At 56.1% G+C, this 22,197-nt stretch carries 19 protein-coding genes and 1 tRNA gene; 12 read left to right on the top strand and 8 right to left on the bottom strand.

Annotation, left to right across the window (positions count from 1 at the left end; all coding sequences use genetic code 11):
• Positions 1–12 precede the first annotated feature (12 nt).
• From ACOTYH_RS04885 to folD, 5 genes are all read right to left on the bottom strand, one after another.
• Positions 13–534, bottom strand: coding sequence for a metal-dependent hydrolase (locus ACOTYH_RS04885; RefSeq protein WP_032647481.1), 522 nt, complete (start codon positions 532–534; stop codon positions 13–15).
• A gap of 73 nt (positions 535–607) precedes the next feature.
• A complete protein-coding gene (malI, locus tag ACOTYH_RS04880; protein ID WP_023296051.1) occupies positions 608–1,624 on the bottom strand; it encodes a Mal regulon transcriptional regulator MalI in 1,017 nt (338 codons plus the stop codon).
• 83 nt (positions 1,625–1,707) lie between these two features.
• Positions 1,708–3,207 carry a PTS transporter subunit EIIC gene (locus tag ACOTYH_RS04875; RefSeq protein WP_015571225.1) on the bottom strand — a complete coding sequence of 500 codons (1,500 nt, stop codon included), beginning with the start codon at positions 3,205–3,207 and terminating at the stop codon, positions 1,708–1,710.
• A 282-nt stretch (positions 3,208–3,489) separates the two neighbouring features.
• The gene (gene ybcJ / locus ACOTYH_RS04870) at positions 3,490–3,702 is read right to left on the bottom strand and encodes a ribosome-associated protein YbcJ (protein ID WP_017694378.1); all 213 of its coding nucleotides are present in this window, start codon (positions 3,700–3,702) and stop codon (positions 3,490–3,492) included.
• A gap of 2 nt (positions 3,703–3,704) precedes the next feature.
• Positions 3,705–4,571, bottom strand: a complete 867-nt coding sequence (gene folD, locus ACOTYH_RS04865) for a bifunctional methylenetetrahydrofolate dehydrogenase/methenyltetrahydrofolate cyclohydrolase FolD (RefSeq protein ID WP_006809817.1) — start codon at positions 4,569–4,571, stop codon at positions 3,705–3,707.
• A gap of 310 nt (positions 4,572–4,881) precedes the next feature.
• Between folD and fimA the strand changes: the two genes are divergently transcribed.
• The 6 genes from fimA (at position 4,882) to sfmF (ending at position 10,888) form a co-directional block, all read left to right on the top strand.
• Positions 4,882–5,445, top strand: coding sequence for a type 1 fimbrial major subunit FimA (fimA, locus tag ACOTYH_RS04860; RefSeq protein ID WP_015571223.1), 564 nt, complete (start codon positions 4,882–4,884; stop codon positions 5,443–5,445).
• A gap of 69 nt (positions 5,446–5,514) precedes the next feature.
• Positions 5,515–6,057 carry a type 1 fimbrial protein subunit FimI gene (gene fimI, locus ACOTYH_RS04855; RefSeq protein ID WP_017383235.1) on the top strand — a complete coding sequence of 181 codons (543 nt, stop codon included), beginning with the start codon at positions 5,515–5,517 and terminating at the stop codon, positions 6,055–6,057.
• A gap of 34 nt (positions 6,058–6,091) precedes the next feature.
• Positions 6,092–6,784, top strand: coding sequence for a type 1 fimbria chaperone FimC (gene fimC, locus ACOTYH_RS04850; RefSeq protein ID WP_015571222.1), 693 nt, complete (start codon positions 6,092–6,094; stop codon positions 6,782–6,784).
• A 14-nt stretch (positions 6,785–6,798) separates the two neighbouring features.
• The gene (locus tag ACOTYH_RS04845) at positions 6,799–9,357 is read left to right on the top strand and encodes a fimbrial biogenesis usher protein (RefSeq protein WP_015571221.1); all 2,559 of its coding nucleotides are present in this window, start codon (positions 6,799–6,801) and stop codon (positions 9,355–9,357) included.
• Positions 9,350–10,357 (top strand): type 1 fimbria D-mannose specific adhesin FimH, encoded by a 1,008-nt coding sequence (fimH, locus tag ACOTYH_RS04840; protein ID WP_032670441.1) that lies wholly within the window; start codon positions 9,350–9,352, stop codon positions 10,355–10,357. Before ACOTYH_RS04845 ends, fimH begins: the two co-directional genes overlap by 8 nt.
• A 9-nt stretch (positions 10,358–10,366) precedes the next feature.
• Positions 10,367–10,888 carry a fimbria assembly protein gene (gene sfmF / locus ACOTYH_RS04835; protein WP_017383239.1) on the top strand — a complete coding sequence of 174 codons (522 nt, stop codon included), beginning with the start codon at positions 10,367–10,369 and terminating at the stop codon, positions 10,886–10,888.
• A gap of 50 nt (positions 10,889–10,938) precedes the next feature.
• Here the strand turns inward: sfmF and fimZ are convergent, their stop codons facing one another.
• From fimZ to ACOTYH_RS04820, 3 genes are all read right to left on the bottom strand, one after another.
• Entirely contained in the window at positions 10,939–11,571 is a 633-nt protein-coding gene (gene fimZ, locus ACOTYH_RS04830) for a fimbria biosynthesis transcriptional regulator FimZ (protein WP_003858901.1), read from the bottom strand.
• A gap of 809 nt (positions 11,572–12,380) precedes the next feature.
• Entirely contained in the window at positions 12,381–13,097 is a 717-nt protein-coding gene (locus ACOTYH_RS04825) for a response regulator transcription factor (RefSeq protein WP_032671350.1), read from the bottom strand.
• A gap of 24 nt (positions 13,098–13,121) precedes the next feature.
• Positions 13,122–13,784 carry an EAL domain-containing protein gene (locus ACOTYH_RS04820; protein WP_032671349.1) on the bottom strand — a complete coding sequence of 221 codons (663 nt, stop codon included), beginning with the start codon at positions 13,782–13,784 and terminating at the stop codon, positions 13,122–13,124.
• 303 nt (positions 13,785–14,087) lie between these two features.
• Here ACOTYH_RS04820 and ACOTYH_RS04815 point away from each other — a divergent pair.
• The 6 genes from ACOTYH_RS04815 to ACOTYH_RS04790 all read left to right on the top strand — a co-directional run bounded on the left by ACOTYH_RS04815 (position 14,088) and on the right by ACOTYH_RS04790 (position 22,190).
• Positions 14,088–14,164 (top strand) — tRNA-Arg (locus ACOTYH_RS04815).
• Between the two features lie 225 nt (positions 14,165–14,389).
• Entirely contained in the window at positions 14,390–14,665 is a 276-nt protein-coding gene (gene yahO / locus ACOTYH_RS04810; RefSeq protein ID WP_015571217.1) for a DUF1471 family periplasmic protein YahO, read from the top strand.
• Positions 14,666–14,865: 200 nt separating this feature from the next.
• A complete protein-coding gene (locus tag ACOTYH_RS04805) occupies positions 14,866–17,049 on the top strand; it encodes a TonB-dependent receptor (RefSeq protein ID WP_017382561.1) in 2,184 nt (727 codons plus the stop codon).
• Between the two features lie 127 nt (positions 17,050–17,176).
• On the top strand, positions 17,177–19,150 hold the full coding sequence (locus ACOTYH_RS04800) for a PhoX family protein (protein ID WP_048973946.1): 1,974 nt from the start codon (positions 17,177–17,179) through the stop codon (positions 19,148–19,150).
• Positions 19,151–19,252: 102 nt separating this feature from the next.
• Positions 19,253–20,638 carry a phenylalanine transporter gene (gene pheP / locus ACOTYH_RS04795; RefSeq protein WP_047734324.1) on the top strand — a complete coding sequence of 462 codons (1,386 nt, stop codon included), beginning with the start codon at positions 19,253–19,255 and terminating at the stop codon, positions 20,636–20,638.
• Between the two features lie 316 nt (positions 20,639–20,954).
• Positions 20,955–22,190: an MFS transporter gene (locus ACOTYH_RS04790; protein ID WP_421637590.1), complete on the top strand. Its 1,236-nt coding sequence runs from the start codon at positions 20,955–20,957 to the stop codon at positions 22,188–22,190.
• Positions 22,191–22,197: the final 7 nt, after the last annotated feature.

The raw sequence follows: 22,197 nt of genomic DNA, 5'->3' as shown, positions 1-22,197 counted from the left end.
CCGGCTTTTCTTTTACCTCCGCCTCCACCACAGCAACCCCATCAGCACCATCCCCGGCAGCCACACCCACAGCAGTTCCGAGATAATCACCTGATGCCCGTACGGCGTGGTGTAGCGCGATAGTGCAAACGGCGCGACCTTAATCACCTGCCACGGCGCGAAAAAGCGTTCATCTGACCACGGCCACAGCCAGCCGACGCCTTTCCCGCCGGTGGTGATCGAATCCAGCAGGCTGTGCGACAGCAGTGACACGGTTAAAAAAAGCCAGCACCGCGTCAGGCTGGCCCTGAACCAACGTCGGCCTGCCAGCACGCAGAGTATCGGCACCACCAGGGCAAACAGAAGCGAATGAGTGAAACCGCGGTGGCCGAAAATATTCCCGTAGGCGACACCGAATTTAAACGCCAGTACGTCGGCATCGGGCAGCATGGCGAGGACGATCCCGGCAAACAGCAGGCGGGGTGGGATGACTTTGGTTCCGAGCCCTAAGCCCAGACACAGAGGTACGGCAGCGTGGGTGATAATGGTAGGCATTGCATTTATCCATGGCAAATCATGGGAATATAGCAGCAGATCCGCCGCAGCAAACCTGTGCTAAATTCTGATTTTACGCCGATTCCCGCGCGATAAGCTGCCCGGAGAGGGTAATGCGCTGCGTTTGCAGATCCGGCTCTTTCAGCCTGCGGATCATCAGCCCTGCCGCCTGGCGGCCGGTCTCTTCGCTGGCAGACGAAACGTAAGTCAGCGACGGCGACGTGAGATTAACGTGGAGCATATCTTCAAAACCAATCAGCGCCACCTGCTGGGTTAAAAACACGTCTTTACCCACCGTGCGCCCCACCTGGTGAATACCGGAGATCGAACCGATCATCGCATCCGGTGAATGGCAGAGCAGGGCGGTAATCGTGTTGTTCTTCTCCAGCAGCTGACGAGTCGCCATGGCCGCCGCCTGCGTGTCATCGGTGCAGGCGGGAGAATATTCCTCACGCCAGACCAGGCCGTTCTGCGTCATCGCGCTGCGAAAACCAAGCAGGCGCTGCTCGCGGATACGGCACCCGTCGCGCCCGCCAATGTAGGCGATGTTACGGTGCCCGCGCTCGATAAGATAACGCGCGGCCAGGTTCGCCGCCTGGCGGTTATCGCGCATCACCAGGTTGCATTTCTCTTCCAGCAACGACTGCGAAACCGCCACAAGCGGCAGCGGGCAGTGACGAATGTGTTCCGGAAGAGAGGCGGCGCGGGTGTCCGACGCCAGGTAGATGACGCCCGCCACGCCCTGCTGCTTAAACGAGAGCAGGGTACGCTCAAGATGTTCGCCGTCGTTCAGCGGCTGACCGAGAAATACCATATAACCCTGTTTCTCCAGCTCCTGAACGATGCTCGCCATCACCTTGATGGAAAAGCTGTCGCTGAAGTCGCGCAGGATCAGGCCGATTAAGTTGGAGGTGTTGGCGCGAAGATTGGCAGCGGCGACGTTATGAACATAACCCAGCGTTGTGATGGCGGCATTGACCTTCCCGATCGTCGCCTCTGAGATCTTCCCTTTCTGGCGCAGCACCAGCGAAACGGTAGAAACCGACACGCCCGCATGCTTTGCGACATCAATAATGCTGACTTTCTTCAAAACCGCTCCCTGAAATTTCCCGATTATCAGCCAGATAAGAGGCGTCCCCCAGCGTACAGGAGACGCCTCCTTCAGGCATCTTATTATTTGCCAATCATCGTGGACATGGTCTGGGCGATAAACTGTGCTCTGGCCCCGAAAATCACCTGTATTCCGTTATCGCCAACGAACACCACGCCGCGCGCGCCAAGCCCGTTCAGCCCGTCCCGGTCCACCGCTTCGCTCTTCGCCACTTCCAGACGCAGACGTGTGATGCAGGAGCCGACGGAATCAATGTTCTGCGCACCGCCCAGCAGGCCGATGATTTCGGTGGCAAGTTCGGAATCGGACTTGTCATTCGCGCTGGCGGTCACTTCGGTGCGGCCCGGCGTTTTCACGTCGAAGCGACGGATCACGAAGCGGAAGGTGAAGTAGTAGATCAATGCCATCGGAATGCCGATGATAATGGCGCTCAGGAAGTTGGTCTGATAGCCGTTAAACGACGGCAGGATCCCGAACGACAGGTAGTCGATAAAGCCCGCCGAGAACGACTTGGCGATGTGCGCATGCAGCAGGTACATGGTCATGTACGCCAGGCCCGCCATGATGGCGTTGAAGACGTAAAGGATCGGCGCCACGAAGATAAAGGTGAACTCTACCGGCTCGGTGATGCCCGTCAGGAAGCAGGTGAGGGCCGCAGAGAACAGAATACCGGCCGCGATTTTCTTATTCTTCGTGTGCGCTTCGTGGTACATCGCCAGACACGCCGCGGGCAGTGCGAACAGCATCAGCGGGAACTCGCCCTGCATGAATTTCCCGGCGTTCTGGTAGGTGTCGCTGCTGAAGGATTTCACTCCCTCTTCCAGCATCTTGAACCAGATGGTCTGGTCACCGTGGATCACCTGACCCGCCTGGGTAGTGTAATCCCCGAACGAATACCAGAAGGAGGGATACCAGATATGGTGCAGGCCGAGCGGGATCAACGCGCGCTCCACCAGCCCGAAGATAAAGGTCGAGGCCGCCTGGTTATCGCCGTTTACCACCACGGACAGGGCGTCGATCCCGGACTGAATATGCTGCCAGACGTACGGCAGCAGCAGGCCGAGCAGGAACGACAGAAACGCCGTCGCAATCGCCACAAAGCGCTTGCCGGAGAAGAAGCCGAGGAACTCCGGCAGCTGCATGGTGTGGAAGCGGTTGTAACACCAGGCCGCAAGAATACCGCAGATCAGGCCGCCAAAGACGCCCATCTGCAACGTCGGAATGCCAACGACCATGGCGTATTTGCCGCCCTGAGAGGCCATTTCCGGCGTGATGCTCAGCACGGTGCTGATGGTGATGTTGGTGACAAACACGGAGACCGCGGCAGAGAGTGCGGCAATGCCGGATTCCGAAGCCAGTCCGACGGCAGAGCCGATGGCGAACAGCATCGGCAGGTTATCAAAGATAACCCCGCCGGCGTTCATCATCAGCGGCAGATGGAACTTATCGCCGAAGGCCAGCAGCAGGCCCGCAGCGGGAAGCAGTGAAATTGGCAGCATTAAGGCGCGACCAATCATCGATAACTTAGACAGCGATTTAACAAACCCTGTTATCAGGCTCATGCTGATTTCCCCCGAGTAGCGCTTTTTTCACGCTGTTATTGTAAGTAGAACGTTTTAGTAGAACGTTCTACTTATCGTGGGGAAAGTCTGAAAACCGCGCAACTTAATTTTCACATTTCGCCAGAGGGAATAGTGATTATTTGAAGTTGATCGATAATTAACCGTGATGGGTGTGAGGGGATTGTGAGAGAAATTGCCGGGTGGCGGCTTCGCCTTACCCGGCCTACAAACGGAGACAGTACGTAGGCCCGGTAAGCGCAGCGCCACCGGGCATCAGACAGCTCAGGCCGTCACGGTCACGCTTTGTCCTGCGAAGCTCACGGTCTGACCCGCGACAATTTTGCAGCGCTTGCGGGTTTCCACCGCGCCGTCTACTTTTACCTGCCCGTCGGCGATGACGATCTTCGCCTGCGCGCCGCTTTCGCTCCAGCCTTCCAGCTTCAGCAGATCGCACAGCTCAACGTGCGGGTGTTTACCCAAAGAAAAAGTTGCCATGATTACGCGTCCTCTACGTCGTGATACTCCTCGCACGCCTGCAAGGTATTCTGAATCAGTGTTGCTACCGTCATCGGGCCTACGCCGCCCGGGACCGGAGTGATATAGGATGCGCGCGCTGCGGCATCTTCATACACCACGTCGCCGACCACTTTGCCGTTTTCCAGACGGTTAATACCCACGTCCACGACGATTGCGCCCTCTTTGATCCACTCGCCCGGAATAAAGCCCGGCTTGCCGACCGCAACGATCAGCAGATCGGCGTTTTCGACGTGGTGACGCAGGTTTTTAGTGAAGCGGTGGGTAACGGTGGTGGTACAGCCCGCCAGCAGCAGCTCCATGCTCATCGGGCGGCCCACGATGTTGGAGGCGCCAATCACCACGGCGTTGAGGCCGTAGGTATCGATGTTATAACGCTCCAGCAGCGTCACGATGCCGCGCGGGGTGCACGGACGCAGGCGCGGCGCGCGCTGGCACAGTCGGCCTACGTTATACGGATGGAAACCGTCAACGTCTTTGTCCGGCGCGATGCGCTCCAGCACCTTCACGTTGTCAATGCCCGCAGGCAGCGGCAGCTGAACCAGGATGCCGTCGATCTCTTTATCCGCATTCAGAGTGTCGATCAGTTCCAGCAGTTCCGCTTCGCTGGTGGTTTCCGGCAGATCGTAAGAGCGGGAGACGAACCCCACCTCTTCACACGCTTTGCGTTTGCTGCCGACATAAATTTGCGAAGCCGGGTTGCTGCCAACCAGCACAACGGCCAGCCCGGGGGCGCGAAATCCGGCGGCTTTACGCGCCTTCACTTTTTCCGCAACCTCAGAGCGCACCTGCTGCGCAATCGTTTTACCGTCAATAATCTTTGCTGCCATCAGAGAGAAGATTCCGTCTGTAACGTTAGAAAGGAGGGATTGCCTGTATTTTGTCAGAAGCGAGCGCCGCTGTCAGTCACCCTTTACGAGATTTCATCGATGTCCCGCAAAATCCCTTCTCACGGCATGGTCAATTTCTTAGGGGTGATTAGGATGTGACCTGGCAAAATGGCAGCGTTTTGACATATTACAAAATAAATTCCTGAGCTACTTTGTCCTCTCCGAAATAAGCCTTCAATTTTTTAATTGATCGTATTTCTTATTCCCGAATATGCGCGGGAAGGGTTATTTACATTTTAAAGGAATAGACATGAAACTCAGCAACATTGCTTCTACTGTTATTGCAACTCTGGCCCTGGTCGCGGGTGCCGCTCACGCAGAAGATACTACCACGCCTGTATCTGTAAACGGTGGTACGGTGCATTTTAAAGGTGAATTAGTGAATGCCGCGTGTTCAGTGAATACTGACTCTTCAGAGCAGACGGTTAATCTTGGCCAGTACCGTACCGCGAAATTCACTAAAGTAGGTGACACCACCTCCAATATTCCGTTCACCATCGAACTGAACGACTGCGATCCTGCGGTAGCGAAAACCGCTGCTGTCGCGTTTACCGGCCAGATCGACGCCACCGACAAAACGCTGCTGGCGGTAAGCTCCGGTAATAACGACAACTCCGCGAAGGGCGTGGGTATTGAGATCCTCGACAGCAAATCCTCCACGCTGACCCCGGACGGCGCCACCTTCTCTGCGGCGCAGAACCTGATTGAAGGGACTAACACCCTGAACTTCACCGCGCGCTATAAAGCCACGGCGGCGACCACCGAGCCAGGCCAGGCAAACGCGGACGCAACATTCGTAATGAAATACGAGTAATGCCTGAGTACAGGGATGTGGCTGGCCTCAGGGAAGAGGTCTTTTGATCGCCTATACCGGGAGCGAAGGATGACAAGGACTGGGATACTGCTGTGTGCCCTTGCGATTGCCTCAGCGGTAAACGCACATACCGTGGTCATAGACGGCGGCAAAGTACACCTCAGGGGAGAGCTGGTGAACGGCGGCTGCGCCGTGGCCCCGGACAGCCAGAATATGCGCGTGGATATGGGGCAATACCGCACAAACGCCTTTTCCGGCGTCGGCAGCTTTTCCACGGTTAATGTGCCTTTCACCGTACGTCTGCTGGATTGCAGCGTGGACGTCTCCCGCACCGTGGGGATCCAGTTCCAGGGAGTGACACCGGCAGAAGATCCGCAGGTTTTCCTGGCGACATCGCGGCCGGGGGAAAATGCGGTCAGCAGCGGTGTCGGGCTGGCGCTTTTTGACGAACAGCAACGTCAGATCATCCCGAACGCGACGGCGGTGAGCTGGTTACCCATTGACACCCGCGAGCTGGTATTTCATTTCAGCGCCCGCTACCGGGCAATTTCCGAACACCTTGTACCAGGCACTATTCAGTCGAATGTCTGGTTTACGTTGATTTATCCCTGACGCCTGCGAACTAATTATTAAAGGTACGGTTGTGATGAACACCCTGATTAAACCTGGACTGTTTTTAGCTTTTATTTTGATGATGGTTTCTGCCAGCGCGAATGCGTCCGGCGGGATTGCGCTGGGCGCGACGCGCGTTATTTATCCGGCCGATGCCAAACAAACGTCGCTGGCGATCACCAACAGCAATAAACAAGAGCGCTATTTAATTAACGCGTGGATAGAAAATGCCAACGGGCAAAAGGAAAAAACCTTTGCCGTCACGCCGCCGCTGTTTGTCAGCGAGCCGGCCAGCGAAAACACCCTGCGCATTATCTACGCAGGCCCGGCGCTGCCTGCCGATCGCGAATCGCTCTTTTACATGAACGTCAAAGCGATTCCCTCCGTCAGCAAAAAACATCAGGACGGCAACAACGTCCTGCAACTGGCTATTCTGTCACGTATCAAGCTGTTTGTTCGCCCGGCTAACCTGGCGATGCCGCCGGAAGAGGCGCTCTCACAGCTGCGCTTTGAGCGCGTCGGCAACCATCTTAAGGTGAGCAATGCCTCGCCGTATTACGTCACGCTGGTCAATCTGAAGCTCGGCGGTCAGACGCTGGATAACCTGATGGTTGCCCCTAAAAGCTCGGCACAGCAGGTGCTGCCTGCCGCTGCGAGCGGCACGCTCTCCTGGCAGAGTGTGAATGACTATGGCGCCATTACGCCGGCGCGTAGCGTCAGCCTGTGAGCAGAGACAGGGCGATGAACACTCAATGGCGTTACTGCCCGGTTGCGCTGGCACTGATGGCAACGCTCTGGCCACTCGCTGGCTGGGGCGAAAGCTACTTTAACCCGGCGTTTCTCTCCGATGACACGGCGAACGTGGCGGATTTGTCGCGTTTCGAAAAAGGCCACCAGCAGGCACCGGGCGTCTATCGCGTCGATATCTGGCGTAACGATGAGTTTATCGGCACGCAGGACGTGCGGTTTGAGCAAGCTGACAACACGCCGCCGGTCGCGGGCGGTTTGTCGCCGTGCATTACGCGCGCGATGCTCGATCGCTTTGGCGTCAATATCGCCGCCTTCCCGGAACTGAGCAACGTGCAGGGCGATACCTGCGTTCCGCTCACCACGGCTATTCCGGGCAGCGAAACGGCGTTCAACTTCGCCTCGTTGCGCCTGAACGTCAGCCTGCCTCAGGTGGCGATGCAAAACAGCGCCCGCGGGTATATTCCACCTGAACAGTGGGATGAAGGCATCCCCGCCGCGCTGCTGAACTACAGCTTTACCGGCAACCGGGGCAGCGACGACGACAGCTACTATCTGAACCTGCAAAGCGGGTTGAACTATGGCGCCTGGCGATTACGCAATAACGGCGCGTGGCGTTATACCGAAAGCAACGGCCAGCGGCACAGCAGCTGGCAAAATATTGGTACCTGGGCGCAGCGTACGATCATCCCGCTGAAAAGCGAGCTGGTGCTTGGCGACAGCAACACCGGTAACGATGTCTTCGACAGCGTCGGTTTTCGCGGTGGTCGCCTCTATTCGTCCGACAGTATGTACCCGGACAGCCTGCAAGGTTACGCGCCTACCGTGCGCGGAATCGCCCGCACCCCTGCCAAAGTGGTGATCCGCCAGAACGGATACGTGATTTACCAGAGCTATGTGCAGCCGGGGGCTTTTGCGATAACTGATCTTAACCCGACCTCCTCAAGCGGTGACCTGGAGGTGACGGTGGAAGAGAAGGACGGCAGCCAGCAGCGCTACACCGTCCCGTATTCCACCGTTCCGCTGCTCCAGCGTGAAGGACGCTGGAAATACGATCTGGTGGCAGGGGACTATCGCAGCGGCAACAGCGAGCAGGACACGCCGTTCTTTACTCAGGGTACGATGATTGCGGGTCTTGCCGACGGCTACACGCTGTACGGCGGAACGCAGCTGGCCTCGCGCTATACCGCCATCGCCATTGGCGCGGGTAAAAACCTCGGTGACTGGGGGGCGGTTTCACTTGATCTCACCCATGCCCGCAGCCAGCTTGCCGATGACAGCCGCCATGAAGGGCAGTCCCTGCGGTTCCTGTACGCAAAATCCCTTAACGGATTCGGTACCAACTTCCAGCTGCTGGGCTATCGCTACTCGACCAAAGGCTTCTACACCCTCGACGATGTGGCCTGGCGCACAATGGAAGGCTACCAGTATGGCGACGATCAGGACGATGACGGCGTGCCGGACGTGCAGAGCTATCACAACCTGACGCTGAATAAAAAAGGGCGTTTCCAGCTCAATATCTCCCAGTCTCTCGGCGATTACGGCTCGGTGTACGTGTCGGGCAGCCAGCAGAGTTACTGGGGCACCAGCGAATCCAACGTCTGGTATCAGCTTGGCTACGCGGGCGGGGTGAAAGGGGTCAGCTACGCCTTATCCTGGTCGTGGAACAAGGCCGTCGGCATTGACGGAACCGACCGGATCGCCTCGTTCAACGTCTCCGTCCCGTTCAGCCTGTTCACCCGTCACGGCTACCGTCGCGATAACGCGATCGACCGGGCCTATGCCACAGCCTCTGCCAGCCGTAACAGCGACGGTGATACCAGCTGGCAGACCGGGATCAGCGGAACGCTGCTCCAGGATCGTAACCTGAACTACAGCGTCACGCAGGGTCACACCAGCAATAACGGTGCCAGCGGCAGCGCCAGCGCTAACTGGCAGGCGACGTACGGCACGCTGGGCGTGGGCTACAACTACGCCCGGGATCAGCACGACCTCAACTGGCAGCTCTCCGGCGGCGTGGTAGGGCATTCAGACGGCATCACATTCAGTCAGCCGCTGGGCGATACCAACGTCTTGATCAAAGCGCCGGGCGCGTCAGGCGTGAGCGTCGAAAACCAGACCGGCGTCAAAACAGACTGGCGTGGCTATGCGGTGATGCCGTACGCCACGGTGTACCGTTACAACCGCGTGGCGCTCGACACCAACACCATGAGCAACAACACCGACATTGAAAATAACGTTTCCAGCGTCGTGCCGACGAACGGTGCGCTGGTGCGCGCCAGTTTTGACACCCGCATCGGCGTGCGTGCGCTGCTCACCGTGAAGCGTGATAACCAGCCTGTACCGTTTGGGGCGGTGGTGCGTGAGACTCAGAGCGGCGTAACCAGCATGGTGGGAGATGACGGTCAGATTTACCTGAGCGGGCTGCCGCTGAGCGGAGAACTGCTGATTCAGTGGGGAGACGGGAAACAGTCCCAGTGTCGTGCGCCCTACAGCCTGCCAGAACAAAGCCTGCAACAGGCGATCACACTTAAGGGGATCCGCTGTGAATAAAATCCATTATCTGGGGCTATCCCTGCTGGCGTTTTTTCCGCTATCTGAGGCCTTCGCCACGGTCTGCGTCAATGAAAATGGCGTGCCGACGGAGGTGTATTACGACCTGACGGATAAATTTAACAGCTCCAATAACCAGGTGGGGCAGATTGTCACGCTCAGCGAGAAGTCCCAGTGGGTGGGCGTCAACGCCGTCTGCCCTAAGGGAACGTCCGGGAACACCACCAAGCGCAGCTATGTTACCGATTTCCCTGTTACGGGCACCAGCGATGGCTACCAATATCTGAAGCTAAACGACTATCTGGACGGGGCGATGAAAATTACCGACAGCTACGCTGGCACGTTTTATCCGCCCAAAAGCTACATTCAGATGGGGAGCCACCCGAATGTGTCTAAAAACAAACCGTTTGGCGTACAGGATTCCAGCCTCGTCTTCCGGCTTAAAGTGACCCGACGCTTTATCAATATGGTGGTGATCCCCCGGGCGACCATGTTCCGGGTTTACGTCACCACGACCTCCTCGGATCCGCTCACCACGCCGGTTTATACCATCAGCTACAGCGGGACTATTCAGGTGCCTCAGAGCTGTGAAATCAATGCCGGGAATGTGGTGGAGTTCGATTTCGGAGACATCGGCGCCTCCCTGTTCAGTAAAGCAGGCATCGGGAATAAGCCGGAGGGGATCTCAGCGCAAAGCAAAACCATCGCCATCAAATGCACCAACGTCGAGGCGAACGCCATGCTCACGATGCGTGTTGAAGCGGAGAAGGTTTCAGGCAGTGCGCTGGTTTCCGATAACGCGGATGTGGGTTTTGTGATTGCCAACAGTAATGGCGTGCCGCTGACGCCCAACAACCTGACCAGCAAAATCCCGTTCCGTCTGGACGACAGCGCTCAGGCGCAGGTGGGGATCCGCGCGTGGCCCGTCAGCGTAACCGGTAAAAAACCTGCCGAGGGGCGTTTTACCTCTCGCGGCTATTTACGCGTCGACTACGACTAAGGAGCAGGTATGCGAAACGGAATGCGGTATTTAGCCGTCGCGCTCTTTGCGCTTTGCTCCCCTGCACACGCAGAGACGGCGCTTGGGGAAATTAACATTCAGCTCTACGGCAATATCGTGGATTTTACCTGCGTGGCGGAGGGGGACGACAGCAATAAAACCGTCACGCTCGGCACCTGGCCCACGAAACAGCTTCGCACAACGGGGAGCCGGACGCAGCCTGTACCGTTCACCCTGAAGCTGACCGGATGTCCGCCGGGGGCGGCTTCGGTCACATTTACGGGGAAGATGGACGGGCATGATAATAGCCTGCTGGCGCTGAATGATGCCAGCGCGGCCAGCAACGTGGCCGTGGAGATCCTCGACCGGGATAAAACGCGCCTCGCGTTGCAGCAGACCAGCCAGACGGTGGCGGTAGATGCGCAGGGAAATGCCGAACTGTCGTTTTATGCCAATTATATCGCCACGGCGGATAACCCGCAGCCGGGACGGGCTGACGCCGATGCAACTTTCATGATTAATTATAATTAATCGTATCCACTCTCCCTGTAACGGTTATATGTTGCAGGGAGAGGGTAGGATTATAGTAATTCGTGCGCTTTCGCGTAATCAATTAATTCAACGATACTTTGCACGCCCAGCTTGGAAAAGATATTAGACTTATGGGCGCTAATTGTTTTGTTGCTAAGTAATAATTGATCCGCAATCTCCTTATTAGATAATCCGTTCGCCAGATATCGCAGAACCGTCACTTCACGATTCGATAATGGCATATCCACGGCGGCGCCCGTCCGCGAGCCCAGGTGGTTTATAAAACTCAATGTTTCTGAGGGGAAGAAGGAATAGCCCGTCAGGATCATTTCCACCGCGTTATAAATTTCCCCCAGATCTTTTCGCTTACTGACAAAACCATTTGCCCCGGCGCGGATGGCGCGTCCTGCGTAGAAGGCTTCAGATTTCGAAGAGAGGAAAAGAACCTTAATGTCTTTATTTAAGTTCCTGATTCTTTTCAGTAATACGAACCCATCCGTGCCCGTCATTTCAATATCGAGAATGACCAGGTCAATGGGGTGGTTGCGTATACAGTCAAGCACCTCGTGGCTGTCGCCTGACTTCAGTTTGACCTGGATGTTTTTATTTTTCTGTAGCAGGACTTCTATCGACATTCTGACGATAGGGTGTTCGTCCATAATGATAACGGATGCCGGTTTCATTTTTTATGCCTCAGATTGTTAAAAGCGTTATGCTGAGTTTTGTTAAAACTCTCGAAAAGCCGGAAGGATAATTGCGCAGATCCTTGTACGGTAAATGTCCCTGGGAAGAGCGAAAGCATCCTTGTTTACGTAGTGGTGATATCAATGCCTCAGCGCAGTTATCTCATAAGGCTGGTTATGGCAAAATGATTTTTCTTATTCGCGTGTCAAACACGTCTTATTATACCGTTTAAGTATTGTCCGAAAAGCCTGTAAATTAATATCCATATATTGCTGATTATTATGTTCTGGATCTGAATCAGTAACTTTTTAAAATTAGCAAAAATGTCCTGATATTGCATTTACCACACACTTTCATCTTTATGTAATAACAAAAAATAAACGATTTTACTGTATGTTAAATGAATGTTAACAGCGAGCAGGCTGTGACAACCAGCATCCCGCCTGCCTGCCATCCATGAAATCCGCCATTTCGTGCGTCATCTCTCCGTTTCAAACGCCTCCTGGCAAATTGCCGTTCCCAACAACAGAACAGTACTATCTGCTGTTTTCTTCACCTCTCATCGCATTCTTTTACAGGTGAATCGCTTGTTTTTACACCATTATCATCCTGTTAACTGAAGCGCCAGCACCTTAACGCATGGATAAAATCACTCTCGTTGAGCGTACCGGCAGCATTTCGCATGGTTTAAGACCTGGAATTAGGAATAGTTATAAAATCGAAAGTTTTGTTAAAAAACACAAAAATTTAACATACATCCTAAGTAATTTCCTAAAGGTCTTTAGGAATTAAGAAGTTACTGAATACGTTAATACGTGAAATCTGAGAGGTTGTTGAGAAGATGTAGCAACTCATGACGATGATTCAGCCCAAGTTTCGCCAGGATGCAGCTGAGACGGTAAATAATGCGGCTGTAGGGGCGGTTCTGTAACTGCGCGATCTGCCGCAAGGAGCTCCCCTGCGACAGCGCCTGTATGATCGGCCATTCATCCCGTGAAAACCACTCTTTGCGGTTGCCGGCGGGTGACGGTGCTTCCAGCAAGGTTTGTTGCATAGCCAGCGCCGTTAGCTGGCGTTCAAGCACATGAAAAGGGCCAGCCGCTTTACAAAACAGGCGAGCATCATAATCATCGGCGCGGACGAGCAGGTAGGGTGTCAGGTAGGGGGCGAACAGGCTGTGGCGGCGTAATCGGTCCAGCAGGTCGATGAGCGGCGAGGCGCGGCTCTCAATGTCTATTACCAGACGCGATGAAGGCCAGTGATTTAAATCACTGAGGGCGGCTTCCAGCGTGGAATAGTCGCAGCAATTGCTCAGGGGCGACTGCCCGCTCAGTAAACCGGAACGGAAAAAATTATCCTGTGTGACCAGAATGATAAAGGGAGCATCGGTTTTGCGGGTCTGGTTGATTGACTGGCTCAAATATTCGAGACGATCAAAAAATGGGAGAGCAAAAGGCGAGTGCGTAGAACCCAGTGAATCACTTCCTGTCCGACGACGCCGGTAACGGCGCACTGTCATTCGCATAGCTTCCCTCTTGGCGATGACCGTTCAGTCCTCCTGCCATCTCCAGGATGGCCAATAATATCCCTGACCGAAGCGCGCGCCAGCATGAAGCGCGCAAGTACGGTCCCGTTCTGTTTCAATGCCTTCAATAAGCACATTCGCAGCGATTTTTGAACAAAGGGTGACCAGCTGTGGCAGCGCCTGCGTTTCACGTAAACGCCAGAAAGCGATCTTATCGATTTTTATTCCGCTTAATGGCAGGCGGCAGGATAAAAATGCTTGTCCTGACGCTTCATCAATATCATCCAGCCAGATCCGGTGTCCTCGCGCGGTCAACTGCTGAAGCGCACAACTCACCCTCAGACGCGCCGGGTCTGAGAGTGTAAAGAACGAGGCAGGCTCCACGAGTTCAATGTTCAGCGGTGGGCTGTTAAGTTGCAGTAAACGCTGGAACATTTCCGGTATGGTCAGAACGGTTATCGGCAAATTTATGAAAAGGTTGTCACAGGGGAAGGGGTTTTTTAACGCGGCGATCTGTGCTTCCAGCAGCATAAGCGCCCGGGCGGCGGACCAGTCCTGGAAAAAGCTTTCGTTTTGCTGATGCGGCGACAGCACGCTGAGCACTTCGGCCCCCACCGTGCGCGAAGATGAGAGGGCGACAATGGGTTCAAGCTTAATGCCTGTAATATCGTGTGAGATGTGCTGCACGCACGAGGGAAAACCTGTCTGGTCTGGCGCTGTCACTCCGTCGTCCTGTTCACTTCCAGCCTCCAGGCGGCCGGGTTACCGCTGGACAGTGTGAAGGTGAAGTAAACAGGAAAACAGCAGGCGTTACTTAAAAGCGGCTAAGCCTTTTCGCAGCCCGTAAAAGAGGGATAAATGTTGAAAAAACAGCCGTATTTACAATCAGCTAGTCATTATCGCCAGAGAAGGCGGAAAAGGCATTGACTCACTACGCATTGACCGTATAATTCCAGGCGTTTCACCACCGCGAAGTACACTCTTCTCCGTGCGCCCTTAGCTCAGTTGGATAGAGCAACGGCCTTCTAAGCCGTAGGTCGTAGGTTCGAATCCTACAGGGCGTGCCATTAAATTTCACATATTGCCGCCTGCGCGACGTCCTGCTGATTTTCTCCATGAAATACCCCTCGCGAAAGTAGCGTTAACGCACATTTTTCACAGCACAATTGACTGTTATAACAGTATTTTTCTTACCCTATGGCAATTTTGCTATTCCTCTACCATGCTCATATCACCTCACTCTTACTCGTGGGGCTTTTCGTAGTTGCTGATTAATCTCAAGGAAAAAGGTTATGAAAAAAACGACTGCTATTTTGATGGGCGCTGCATTTCTGTTTACCACCAATACCTTTGCGGCTGAACTGCTGACGAAAAACGAGTTTGAGAAAGTGGAATCACAGTATGAAAAAATTGGTACGGTTAGCACTTCCAATGAAGTCTCGGTAGACGACGCGAAAAAAGAGCTGATCGAGAAAGCCGATAAAGAAGGTGCTGATGTTCTGGTGCTGACTTCCGGCAACACCAACAACAAAATTCACGGTACCGCCGATATTTTCAAGAAAAAATAATGCCTTAGCAACCACCCCTGTTTCGGGGTGGTTGCGCGCCATACCTCCCGCCAGCCTTGTTTCTTGTCTCTTCTCGCTCAGAGATGTCCGTTGACACTTGATTACGCATTCATAATGCGTATAGTTCTCATTTGCATTTCTTTTAATAACTTTTAAGGCCCGACAACGGGTCATTTTTGCGCGCACGTTAAGAGCTCATTATGAACAACACCACAATGCACAAAACGCTGCTGGCGATTGCCATCGGCGCGGTTACACACTCCGCTTTTGCGGCGGATGAGAAAAAAGAGGACACCATCGTGGTCCAGTCCACGGCGGGGAGTGATTTCAAACCCGGTGGTGACCAGCTGCTTCCAGCCTTCCTCGACGGCCAGGTGGCGAACGGCGGGCGCATGGGTATGCTCGGTCAGCAGAACGCCATGGACGTGCCGTTCAACATCATCAGCTACACCTCGAAGCTGGTGGAAGATCAGCAGGCAAAAACCATTGCTGACGTGGTTGCCAACGACGCGGGCGTACAATTTGTTCAGGGTTACGGCAACAGCGCGGAAACCTTCCGCATTCGCGGCCTGAAGTTTGACGGCGACGATATGACCTTTGGCGGATTGTCCGGGGTGCTGCCGCGTCAGGTGGTGGATGCCCAGATGGTCGACCGTATCGAGATCTTCAAAGGGGCCAACTCCCTGATGAACGGCGCCGCAAGCTCCGGCGTGGGCGGGATGATCAACCTTGAGCCCAAACACGCGGGCGACACCCCGCAGGCGAAAGTGGGCGTTGACTACACCTCGGATTCCCAGATTGGCACCACGCTGGATGCGGGTCGTCGCTTTGGCGATAACGACCAGTTTGGCGCGCGCGTGAACCTCGTGCATCGCGAAGGGGAAACCGGCGTGCCGAACGACCGCCGCCGCACCACGCTGCTCTCCACCGGCCTGGATTACAAAGGCGACCGCTTCCGCACCTCGCTGGACCTGGGCTACCAGAAAAAAACCTTCCACGGCAGCCCAACCAGCGTCAACATCTCGGCGGTGGACTTTGTGCCTGAGCCGCCGAAGAACGATCGCAACTTCTCGCAGAAGTGGGCCTACAGCGATATCGAAAACGAGTTCGGGATGTGGCGCAGCGAGTATGACATCACCGATAGCTGGACGGCATATACCGGTCTCGGCGCGCAGCACGCGCACGAAGAAGGGATCTACAGCGCGCCGAAGCTCCTCGATAAGAGCGGTAATGCGACGGTCAGCCGCCTTGATACCAACCGCATCAGCGATTCCGTCAGCGGCATGGCGGGCATTCGCGGTAACTTTGACACCGGTTTTGTCTCGCACAAGGTCAACGTCGGGTATTCAGCGATGACCAAAAACGAAAAAATCGCGTGGAAAATGTCGGCGGCGGCAGATAACCCGACCACCAACATCTATCACAACACCGGCGTTGATATGCCGGACAGCACTAACTTCAACGGCTTAGGCGGGAAATACAGCGATCCGCTGACCAGCGGGCGCACCCGTACCCAGGGCTGGCTGCTGAGCGATACGCTGGGCGTACTGGACGACAAGCTGCTGTTCACCGCAGGCGCACGTCATCAGAAAGTTGTCATCCGCGGGTACAACAAAATCACCGGCGCGGAAAACGACGCGGACGGTTTCGACGGCAGCCGCTGGATGCCAACCTACGGCGTAGTCTATAAACCGTGGGAGGAAATTTCCCTCTACGCCAACCACACCGAGGCGTTACAGCCCGGTGAAACTGCGCCGAACACTGCTACTAACTACGGCCAGAGCACCGGTATCGTGCACTCTAAGCAGAACGAAGTGGGCGTAAAGGCGGACTTTGGCCGCGTGGGCGGCTCCCTGGCGCTGTTTGAGATCAAAATGCCGTCGGCGATCCTTGACGACAGCGGTCACTACGGCCTGGATGCAGAACAGCGTAACCGCGGCGTGGAGCTGAACGTCTTCGGCGAGCCAATGCTTGGGATGCGTCTGAATGCCAGCGCCACCTGGTTGCAGGCCGAGCTGACCAAAACCAAAAACGGCGTCAATCAGGGCAACGATGCGATCGGTATTCCGAGCTTCTACGCCGTGCTGGGCGCAGAGTACGATATCAAGCCGATTGAAGGCCTGACGGCGACCGCACGCGTTAACCACTCCGGCACGCAGTATGCCGATCTTGCGAACACCAAAAAGCTGGACAGCTACACCACGCTGGATCTGGGCATGCGCTATCGCTTCGCGGTGAACCACAATGAAAACCAGATGACCGTGCGGGCAGGCATCGACAACGTGACCAACGAGAACTACTGGTCAAGCGTGGACGATTCCGGTACTTACATCACTCAGGGCGAGCCGCGTACCTTTAAGGTCTCGGTTGGCTACGAGTTCTAAGCGTTCCACCTCGTTATCCGGGGCAGGGACGCCCCAATCCCTTCGTTGTCGTGTTATAAAATTGTAATAAAAGCTTCTTACACTGGTCGCCACATCCTTACCTCTTGGCCAATGACAGGAAGCCGCTATGGGCAGACCCCTCAAATCCGTATTTAAAAAAGAACATCGCGACGATATCAGTAACCGCAGCGCTAACCCGGTATTCTCCGAGGTTGCAGAGGTGTTCCTCTCCCGCCGCCGTTTTCTCCAGATGGGGGCCGTAGCGGGGGCCGCCGTATCATTCCCGTATCTGATCACACCCGAAAATGCCATTGCCGCGGTATCGAAGCCTTCCGCGCTGGCAAAAGCGGTTTCCCTGGGCTTTACCAGCATCGACGTCTCCACGGAAGACACGGTCAGGGTGCCAGAAGGCTATATTGCCCGCCCGTTCTATCGCTGGGGTGATCCGACGGGAATCAAAGACAACATGCCGGCATTTAAGCCGGACGCCAGTAATACCACAGACGAACAGGCTGTGCAGGCGGGCATGCACCACGACGGCATGGCGTGGTTTAGCCTGCCGCAGGGGGCGCAAAACCCGGAACATGGCCTGCTGGCGCTGAACCATGAATACATCGATAACGGGATGCTGTTTACCGACGGTACGGCGAACTGGAGCCTCGATAAAGCCCGCAAGGGGCAGAACGCGATGGGCGTGTCGGTGGTGGAAGTGAAAAAAACGGGCAGCGGCTGGGAGGTGGTGCGTCCGTCTTCCTTCGCCCGGCGTATTACCGTCAATACGCCGATGCAGCTTACCGGCCCGGCACGGCATCAGGATTTAATGAAAACCGCCGCCGATCCGCAGGGGGAACGCGTTCTGGGCACCATGCAGAACTGCGCCAACGGCCACACGCCTTGGGGCACCTATCTCACCTGCGAGGAGAACTGGTCGGACATTTTTGTGAAAAAAGCCGATCTCAATCCGCTGGAAAAACGCTACGGCATTAGCGACAGCGATGAGTCCTACCGCTGGAACGAGGTGGATGAGCGGTTCAGCGTCGATAAAACCCCTAACGAACCCAACCGTTTCGGCTGGGTGGTGGAGATCGATCCCTACAACCCGACCTCCACCCCGCGCAAGCACACCGCGCTGGGCCGCTTCAAGCATGAGGGGGCCGCCGTCACGCTCGCCGCCGATAATCGCGTGGTGGTCTACATGGGCGACGACCAGAAGTTTGAGTACATCTATAAGTTTGTCTCCGACAAAAAATACGATCCCGCGAACCGTGAAGCCAATATGCAGCTGCTGACGTCCGGCACGCTGTACGTCGCCAGGTTCAACGAAGACGGGAGCGGCGACTGGCTGCCGCTGATCTTCGGGCAAAATGGCCTGGATAAAAGCAACGGGTTTGAAAGCCAGGGCGATCTGCTGATCAAAACCCGCCTGGCGGCCGACGCGGTGGGGGCAACGAAAATGGATCGTCCCGAGTGGATTGCCGTCGATCCGCACGCCAGCGGCAGCGTCTACTGTACGCTCACCAACAACAGCGATCGCGGTAAAGAGGGGAAGGCACCGGTCGATGCCGCTAACCCGCGCGCCAACAACGTGTTTGGTCACATCATGCACTGGCACGAAGAGGGTGCCGATCCTGCCGCCGCACGCTTTAAGTGGGATATTCTGATTATGGCCGGGCGTACCGACGGCGACGATCCGAAGGCCAAAGGCTCCATGCAGGGCGCGGCATTCGGCAGCCCGGATGGGTTGTCGTTCGATCACCAGGGCGTCCTGTGGATCCAGACCGACGTCTCCTCCAGCACCATCAATAAGAAAGCGTACGAGGGGATGGGCAATAACCAGATGGTCGCCACCATTCCGGGCACCAACGAGTATCGCCGTTTTCTGACCGGGCCGCGCGGATGTGAAATCACCGGCATTGCGTTTACGCCGGACAACCGCACGCTGTTTATCAACATTCAGCATCCGGGGGAGGGCGGGGATGATATTACCGACCCGGCCAATCCGCGCGCTGTTTCCAACTGGCCAGACGCCAGCCCGAACGGGCGTCCGCGATCGTCAACGGTGGTGATTACCAAAGCTGACGGCGGGATCATCGGGTCGTGACGTTTATCCGCCGGGCGCATGCGCTGGCCCGGCGTTAAGCTTGCTACCACCAGCATGAAGTGTTAAAACGTGCCCCTTCTAAAAAAGAGACAGGGGTAGGGCGTGAAAGACGCGTCATCCGCTTCAGGCCATGGTAGCACTGAAGCTTCGTCGGATCAGAGTCCGACGCTGCAACGTGGTTTGCAAAATCGACATATTCAGTTAATTGCCCTTGGCGGCGCGATCGGTACCGGGCTGTTTCTCGGCATCGGCCCCGCCATTCAAATGGCTGGCCCGGCGGTTCTGCTGGGTTACGCTATCGCCGGGATTATCGCCTTCCTGATCATGCGCCAGCTCGGCGAGATGGTCGTTGAAGAGCCGGTGTCCGGCTCCTTCGCACACTTTGCCTATAAATACTGGGGGCCGTTCGCAGGCTTCCTCTCCGGCTGGAACTACTGGGTGATGTTCGTGCTGGTGGGCATGGCAGAGCTGACCGCCGCCGGCATCTATATGCAGTACTGGCTCCCGGACGTGCCGACGTGGATTTGGGCCGCGGCCTTCTTCATCATCATTAACGCCGTTAACCTTGTGAACGTGCGCCTGTATGGCGAGACCGAGTTCTGGTTTGCGCTGATTAAGGTGCTGGCGATTATCGGCATGATCGGCTTTGGCCTGTGGCTGCTGTTCTCCGGTCACGGCGGCGAGCGTGCAAGCATCGACAACCTGTGGCAGCACGGCGGCTTTCTGGCGACCGGCTGGAAAGGGCTGATCCTGTCGCTGGCGGTCATTATGTTCTCCTTCGGCGGGCTGGAGCTGATTGGCATCACCGCGGCTGAAGCGCGCGATCCGCACAAAAGCATTCCGAAAGCGGTCAACCAGGTGGTGTACCGTATCCTGCTGTTCTATATCGGCTCGCTGGTGGTGCTGCTGGCGCTCTATCCGTGGGTAGAAGTGAAATCTGACAGTAGCCCGTTCGTGATGATCTTCCACGATTTGAACAGCAACGTGGTGGCTTCGGCGCTCAACTTCGTCATTCTCGTGGCGTCATTGTCGGTTTACAACAGCGGGGTTTACTCCAACAGCCGCATGCTGTTTGGGCTCTCCGTACAGGGCAACGCGCCGAAGTTCCTCACCCGCGTCAGCCGTCGCGGCGTGCCGATCAATTCGCTGTTCCTTTCTGGCGCTATCACCTCGCTGGTGGTGCTGATTAACTATCTGCTGCCGAAAGAGGCGTTTGGCCTGCTGATGGCGCTGGTTGTCGCCACGCTGCTGCTGAACTGGATCATGATCTGCCTGGCGCACCTGCGCTTCCGCGCGGCGATGCGCCGCAAGGGGCGCGAGACGCAGTTTAAAGCGCTGCTCTATCCGGCGGGGAACTACCTCTGTATCGCCTTCCTCGGCCTGATTCTGGTGCTGATGTGCACCATGGATGAGATGCGCCTGTCAGCGATGCTGCTGCCGGTGTGGGTGGTGTTCCTGTTTATCGCGTTTAAGCTTTCACGAAGGTAAAAGCAAAACGGCAACCTGGTTGCCGTTTTTAGTGTTTGCACCCTCTCCCTGTGGGAGAGGGCCGGGGTGAGGGCACCAGACCGCACCACACTGCCCGCCTTCACGCCCAGTGGCGCTGCGCTTACCGGGCCTACATGTTCGGGGACGTTATTTAGTAGGCCGGGTAAGGCGCAGCCGTCACCCGGCACCTCCCCTTCACCTTTATCGTGACTCCCCTCCCAATTCTGTTTTGATCCACAGGATCTTTATTTTGTAATCGATTACTTTTCATTTGAGCGAATTTGTAATCGATTACTTTTTCCGGGTGAGGCTTATCATGGTGTCAACTGAGAGTAGTGAAAAGGCGATAACACAGCACCGGCTGCTGGTGCCGCGTCTGTCGCTGATGATGTTTCTGCAATTTTTTATCTGGGGTAGCTGGTCGGTCACGCTTGGCCTGGTGATGACCAGGCACAACATGTCTTTGCTGATTGGCGACGCGTTCTCTGCCGGACCCATCGCTTCCATTCTTTCGCCGTTCGTGCTCGGGATGCTGGTGGACCGCTTCTTTGCCTCGCAGAAGGTGATGGCGGTGATGCACCTCGCGGGCGCGGCGATCCTCTGGTTCGTGCCGGGGGCGCTGATTGCTGAGAACGGCGCGCTGCTGATTGGCCTGCTGTTTGGCTACACGCTCTGCTATATGCCGACGCTGGCGCTGACCAACAACATTGCGTTTCACAGTCTGGCGAACGTGGATAAAACCTTCCCGGTAGTGCGCGTGTTCGGCACCATCGGCTGGATCGCGGCGGGCATTTTCATCGGCGTCACCGGCGTGGCGTCCAGCGTCACCATCTTCCAGGTGGCGGCGGTCAGCTCCGTGTTGCTGGCGATCTACAGCCTGACGCTGCCGCACACGCCCGCCCCGGCGAAAGGCCTGCCGGTAAAGGTGCGGGATCTCTTCTGCGCGGACGCCTTCGCGCTGCTCAAAACCCGCCACTTCTTCGTTTTCTCCGTCTGCGCGATGCTGATCTCCGTCCCGCTCGGCACCTATTACGCCTACACCGCCTCGTATCTGGCGGATGCCGGCATTGCCGACGTCAGCACCGCCATGTCCTTCGGGCAGATGTCTGAGATCGTCTTCATGCTGGTTATTCCTCTGCTGTTCCGCCGCCTGGGCGTGAAATATATGCTGCTGATCGGCATGCTGGCGTGGTTCGTGCGTTATGCCATGTTCGCGCTGGGCGTCAGCGAGGAGGGGCGCATTCTGCTGTATCTCGGCATTCTGCTCCACGGCGTCTGCTACGATTTCTTCTTTGTCGTCGGCTTTATCTACACCGACCGCGTGGCGGGCGAAAAAGTCAAAGGCCAGGCCCAGAGCATGATCGTGATGTTCACCTACGGCATCGGCATGCTGCTCGGCTCGCAGATTTCCGGCGCGCTCTACAACCGTCTGGTGGCAGGGCAGACCGTGCCGCAGGCGTGGGTCACATTCTGGTGGATCCCGGCGGTGGCTGCCGCGGCGATCGTGCTGATTTTCCTTCTCACGTTTAAGTATGACGATGACAAGGCGTAACGTTCAG

It is taken from the genome of Enterobacter cloacae complex sp. SHL001, from assembly GCF_049236825.1.
GTDB lineage: Bacteria > Pseudomonadota > Gammaproteobacteria > Enterobacterales > Enterobacteriaceae > Enterobacter > Enterobacter hormaechei_C.
The sequence above is the reverse complement of the archived record's forward strand: the minus strand, read 5'-3'. Positions and strand labels throughout refer to the sequence as shown.

What these genes read in the sequence shown, in the direction of transcription:
- ACOTYH_RS04790 (WP_421637590.1), top strand. Translation starts at nt 20,955, where the DNA reads ATGGTGTCAACTGAGAGTAGTGAAAAGGCGATAACACAGCACCGGCTG.
- ACOTYH_RS04825 (WP_032671350.1), bottom strand. Translation starts at nt 13,097, where the DNA reads ATGCGAATGACAGTGCGCCGTTACCGGCGTCGTCGGACAGGAAGTGAT.
- fimZ (WP_003858901.1), bottom strand. Translation starts at nt 11,571, where the DNA reads ATGAAACCGGCATCCGTTATCATTATGGACGAACACCCTATCGTCAGA.
- ACOTYH_RS04805 (WP_017382561.1), top strand. Translation starts at nt 14,866, where the DNA reads ATGAACAACACCACAATGCACAAAACGCTGCTGGCGATTGCCATCGGC.
- fimI (WP_017383235.1), top strand. Translation starts at nt 5,515, where the DNA reads ATGACAAGGACTGGGATACTGCTGTGTGCCCTTGCGATTGCCTCAGCG.
- ybcJ (WP_017694378.1), bottom strand. Translation starts at nt 3,702, where the DNA reads ATGGCAACTTTTTCTTTGGGTAAACACCCGCACGTTGAGCTGTGCGAT.
- sfmF (WP_017383239.1), top strand. Translation starts at nt 10,367, where the DNA reads ATGCGAAACGGAATGCGGTATTTAGCCGTCGCGCTCTTTGCGCTTTGC.
- folD (WP_006809817.1), bottom strand. Translation starts at nt 4,571, where the DNA reads ATGGCAGCAAAGATTATTGACGGTAAAACGATTGCGCAGCAGGTGCGC.
- fimC (WP_015571222.1), top strand. Translation starts at nt 6,092, where the DNA reads ATGAACACCCTGATTAAACCTGGACTGTTTTTAGCTTTTATTTTGATG.
- fimA (WP_015571223.1), top strand. Translation starts at nt 4,882, where the DNA reads ATGAAACTCAGCAACATTGCTTCTACTGTTATTGCAACTCTGGCCCTG.
- ACOTYH_RS04885 (WP_032647481.1), bottom strand. Translation starts at nt 534, where the DNA reads ATGCCTACCATTATCACCCACGCTGCCGTACCTCTGTGTCTGGGCTTA.
- ACOTYH_RS04800 (WP_048973946.1), top strand. Translation starts at nt 17,177, where the DNA reads ATGGGCAGACCCCTCAAATCCGTATTTAAAAAAGAACATCGCGACGAT.
- ACOTYH_RS04875 (WP_015571225.1), bottom strand. Translation starts at nt 3,207, where the DNA reads ATGAGCCTGATAACAGGGTTTGTTAAATCGCTGTCTAAGTTATCGATG.
- yahO (WP_015571217.1), top strand. Translation starts at nt 14,390, where the DNA reads ATGAAAAAAACGACTGCTATTTTGATGGGCGCTGCATTTCTGTTTACC.
- ACOTYH_RS04845 (WP_015571221.1), top strand. Translation starts at nt 6,799, where the DNA reads ATGAACACTCAATGGCGTTACTGCCCGGTTGCGCTGGCACTGATGGCA.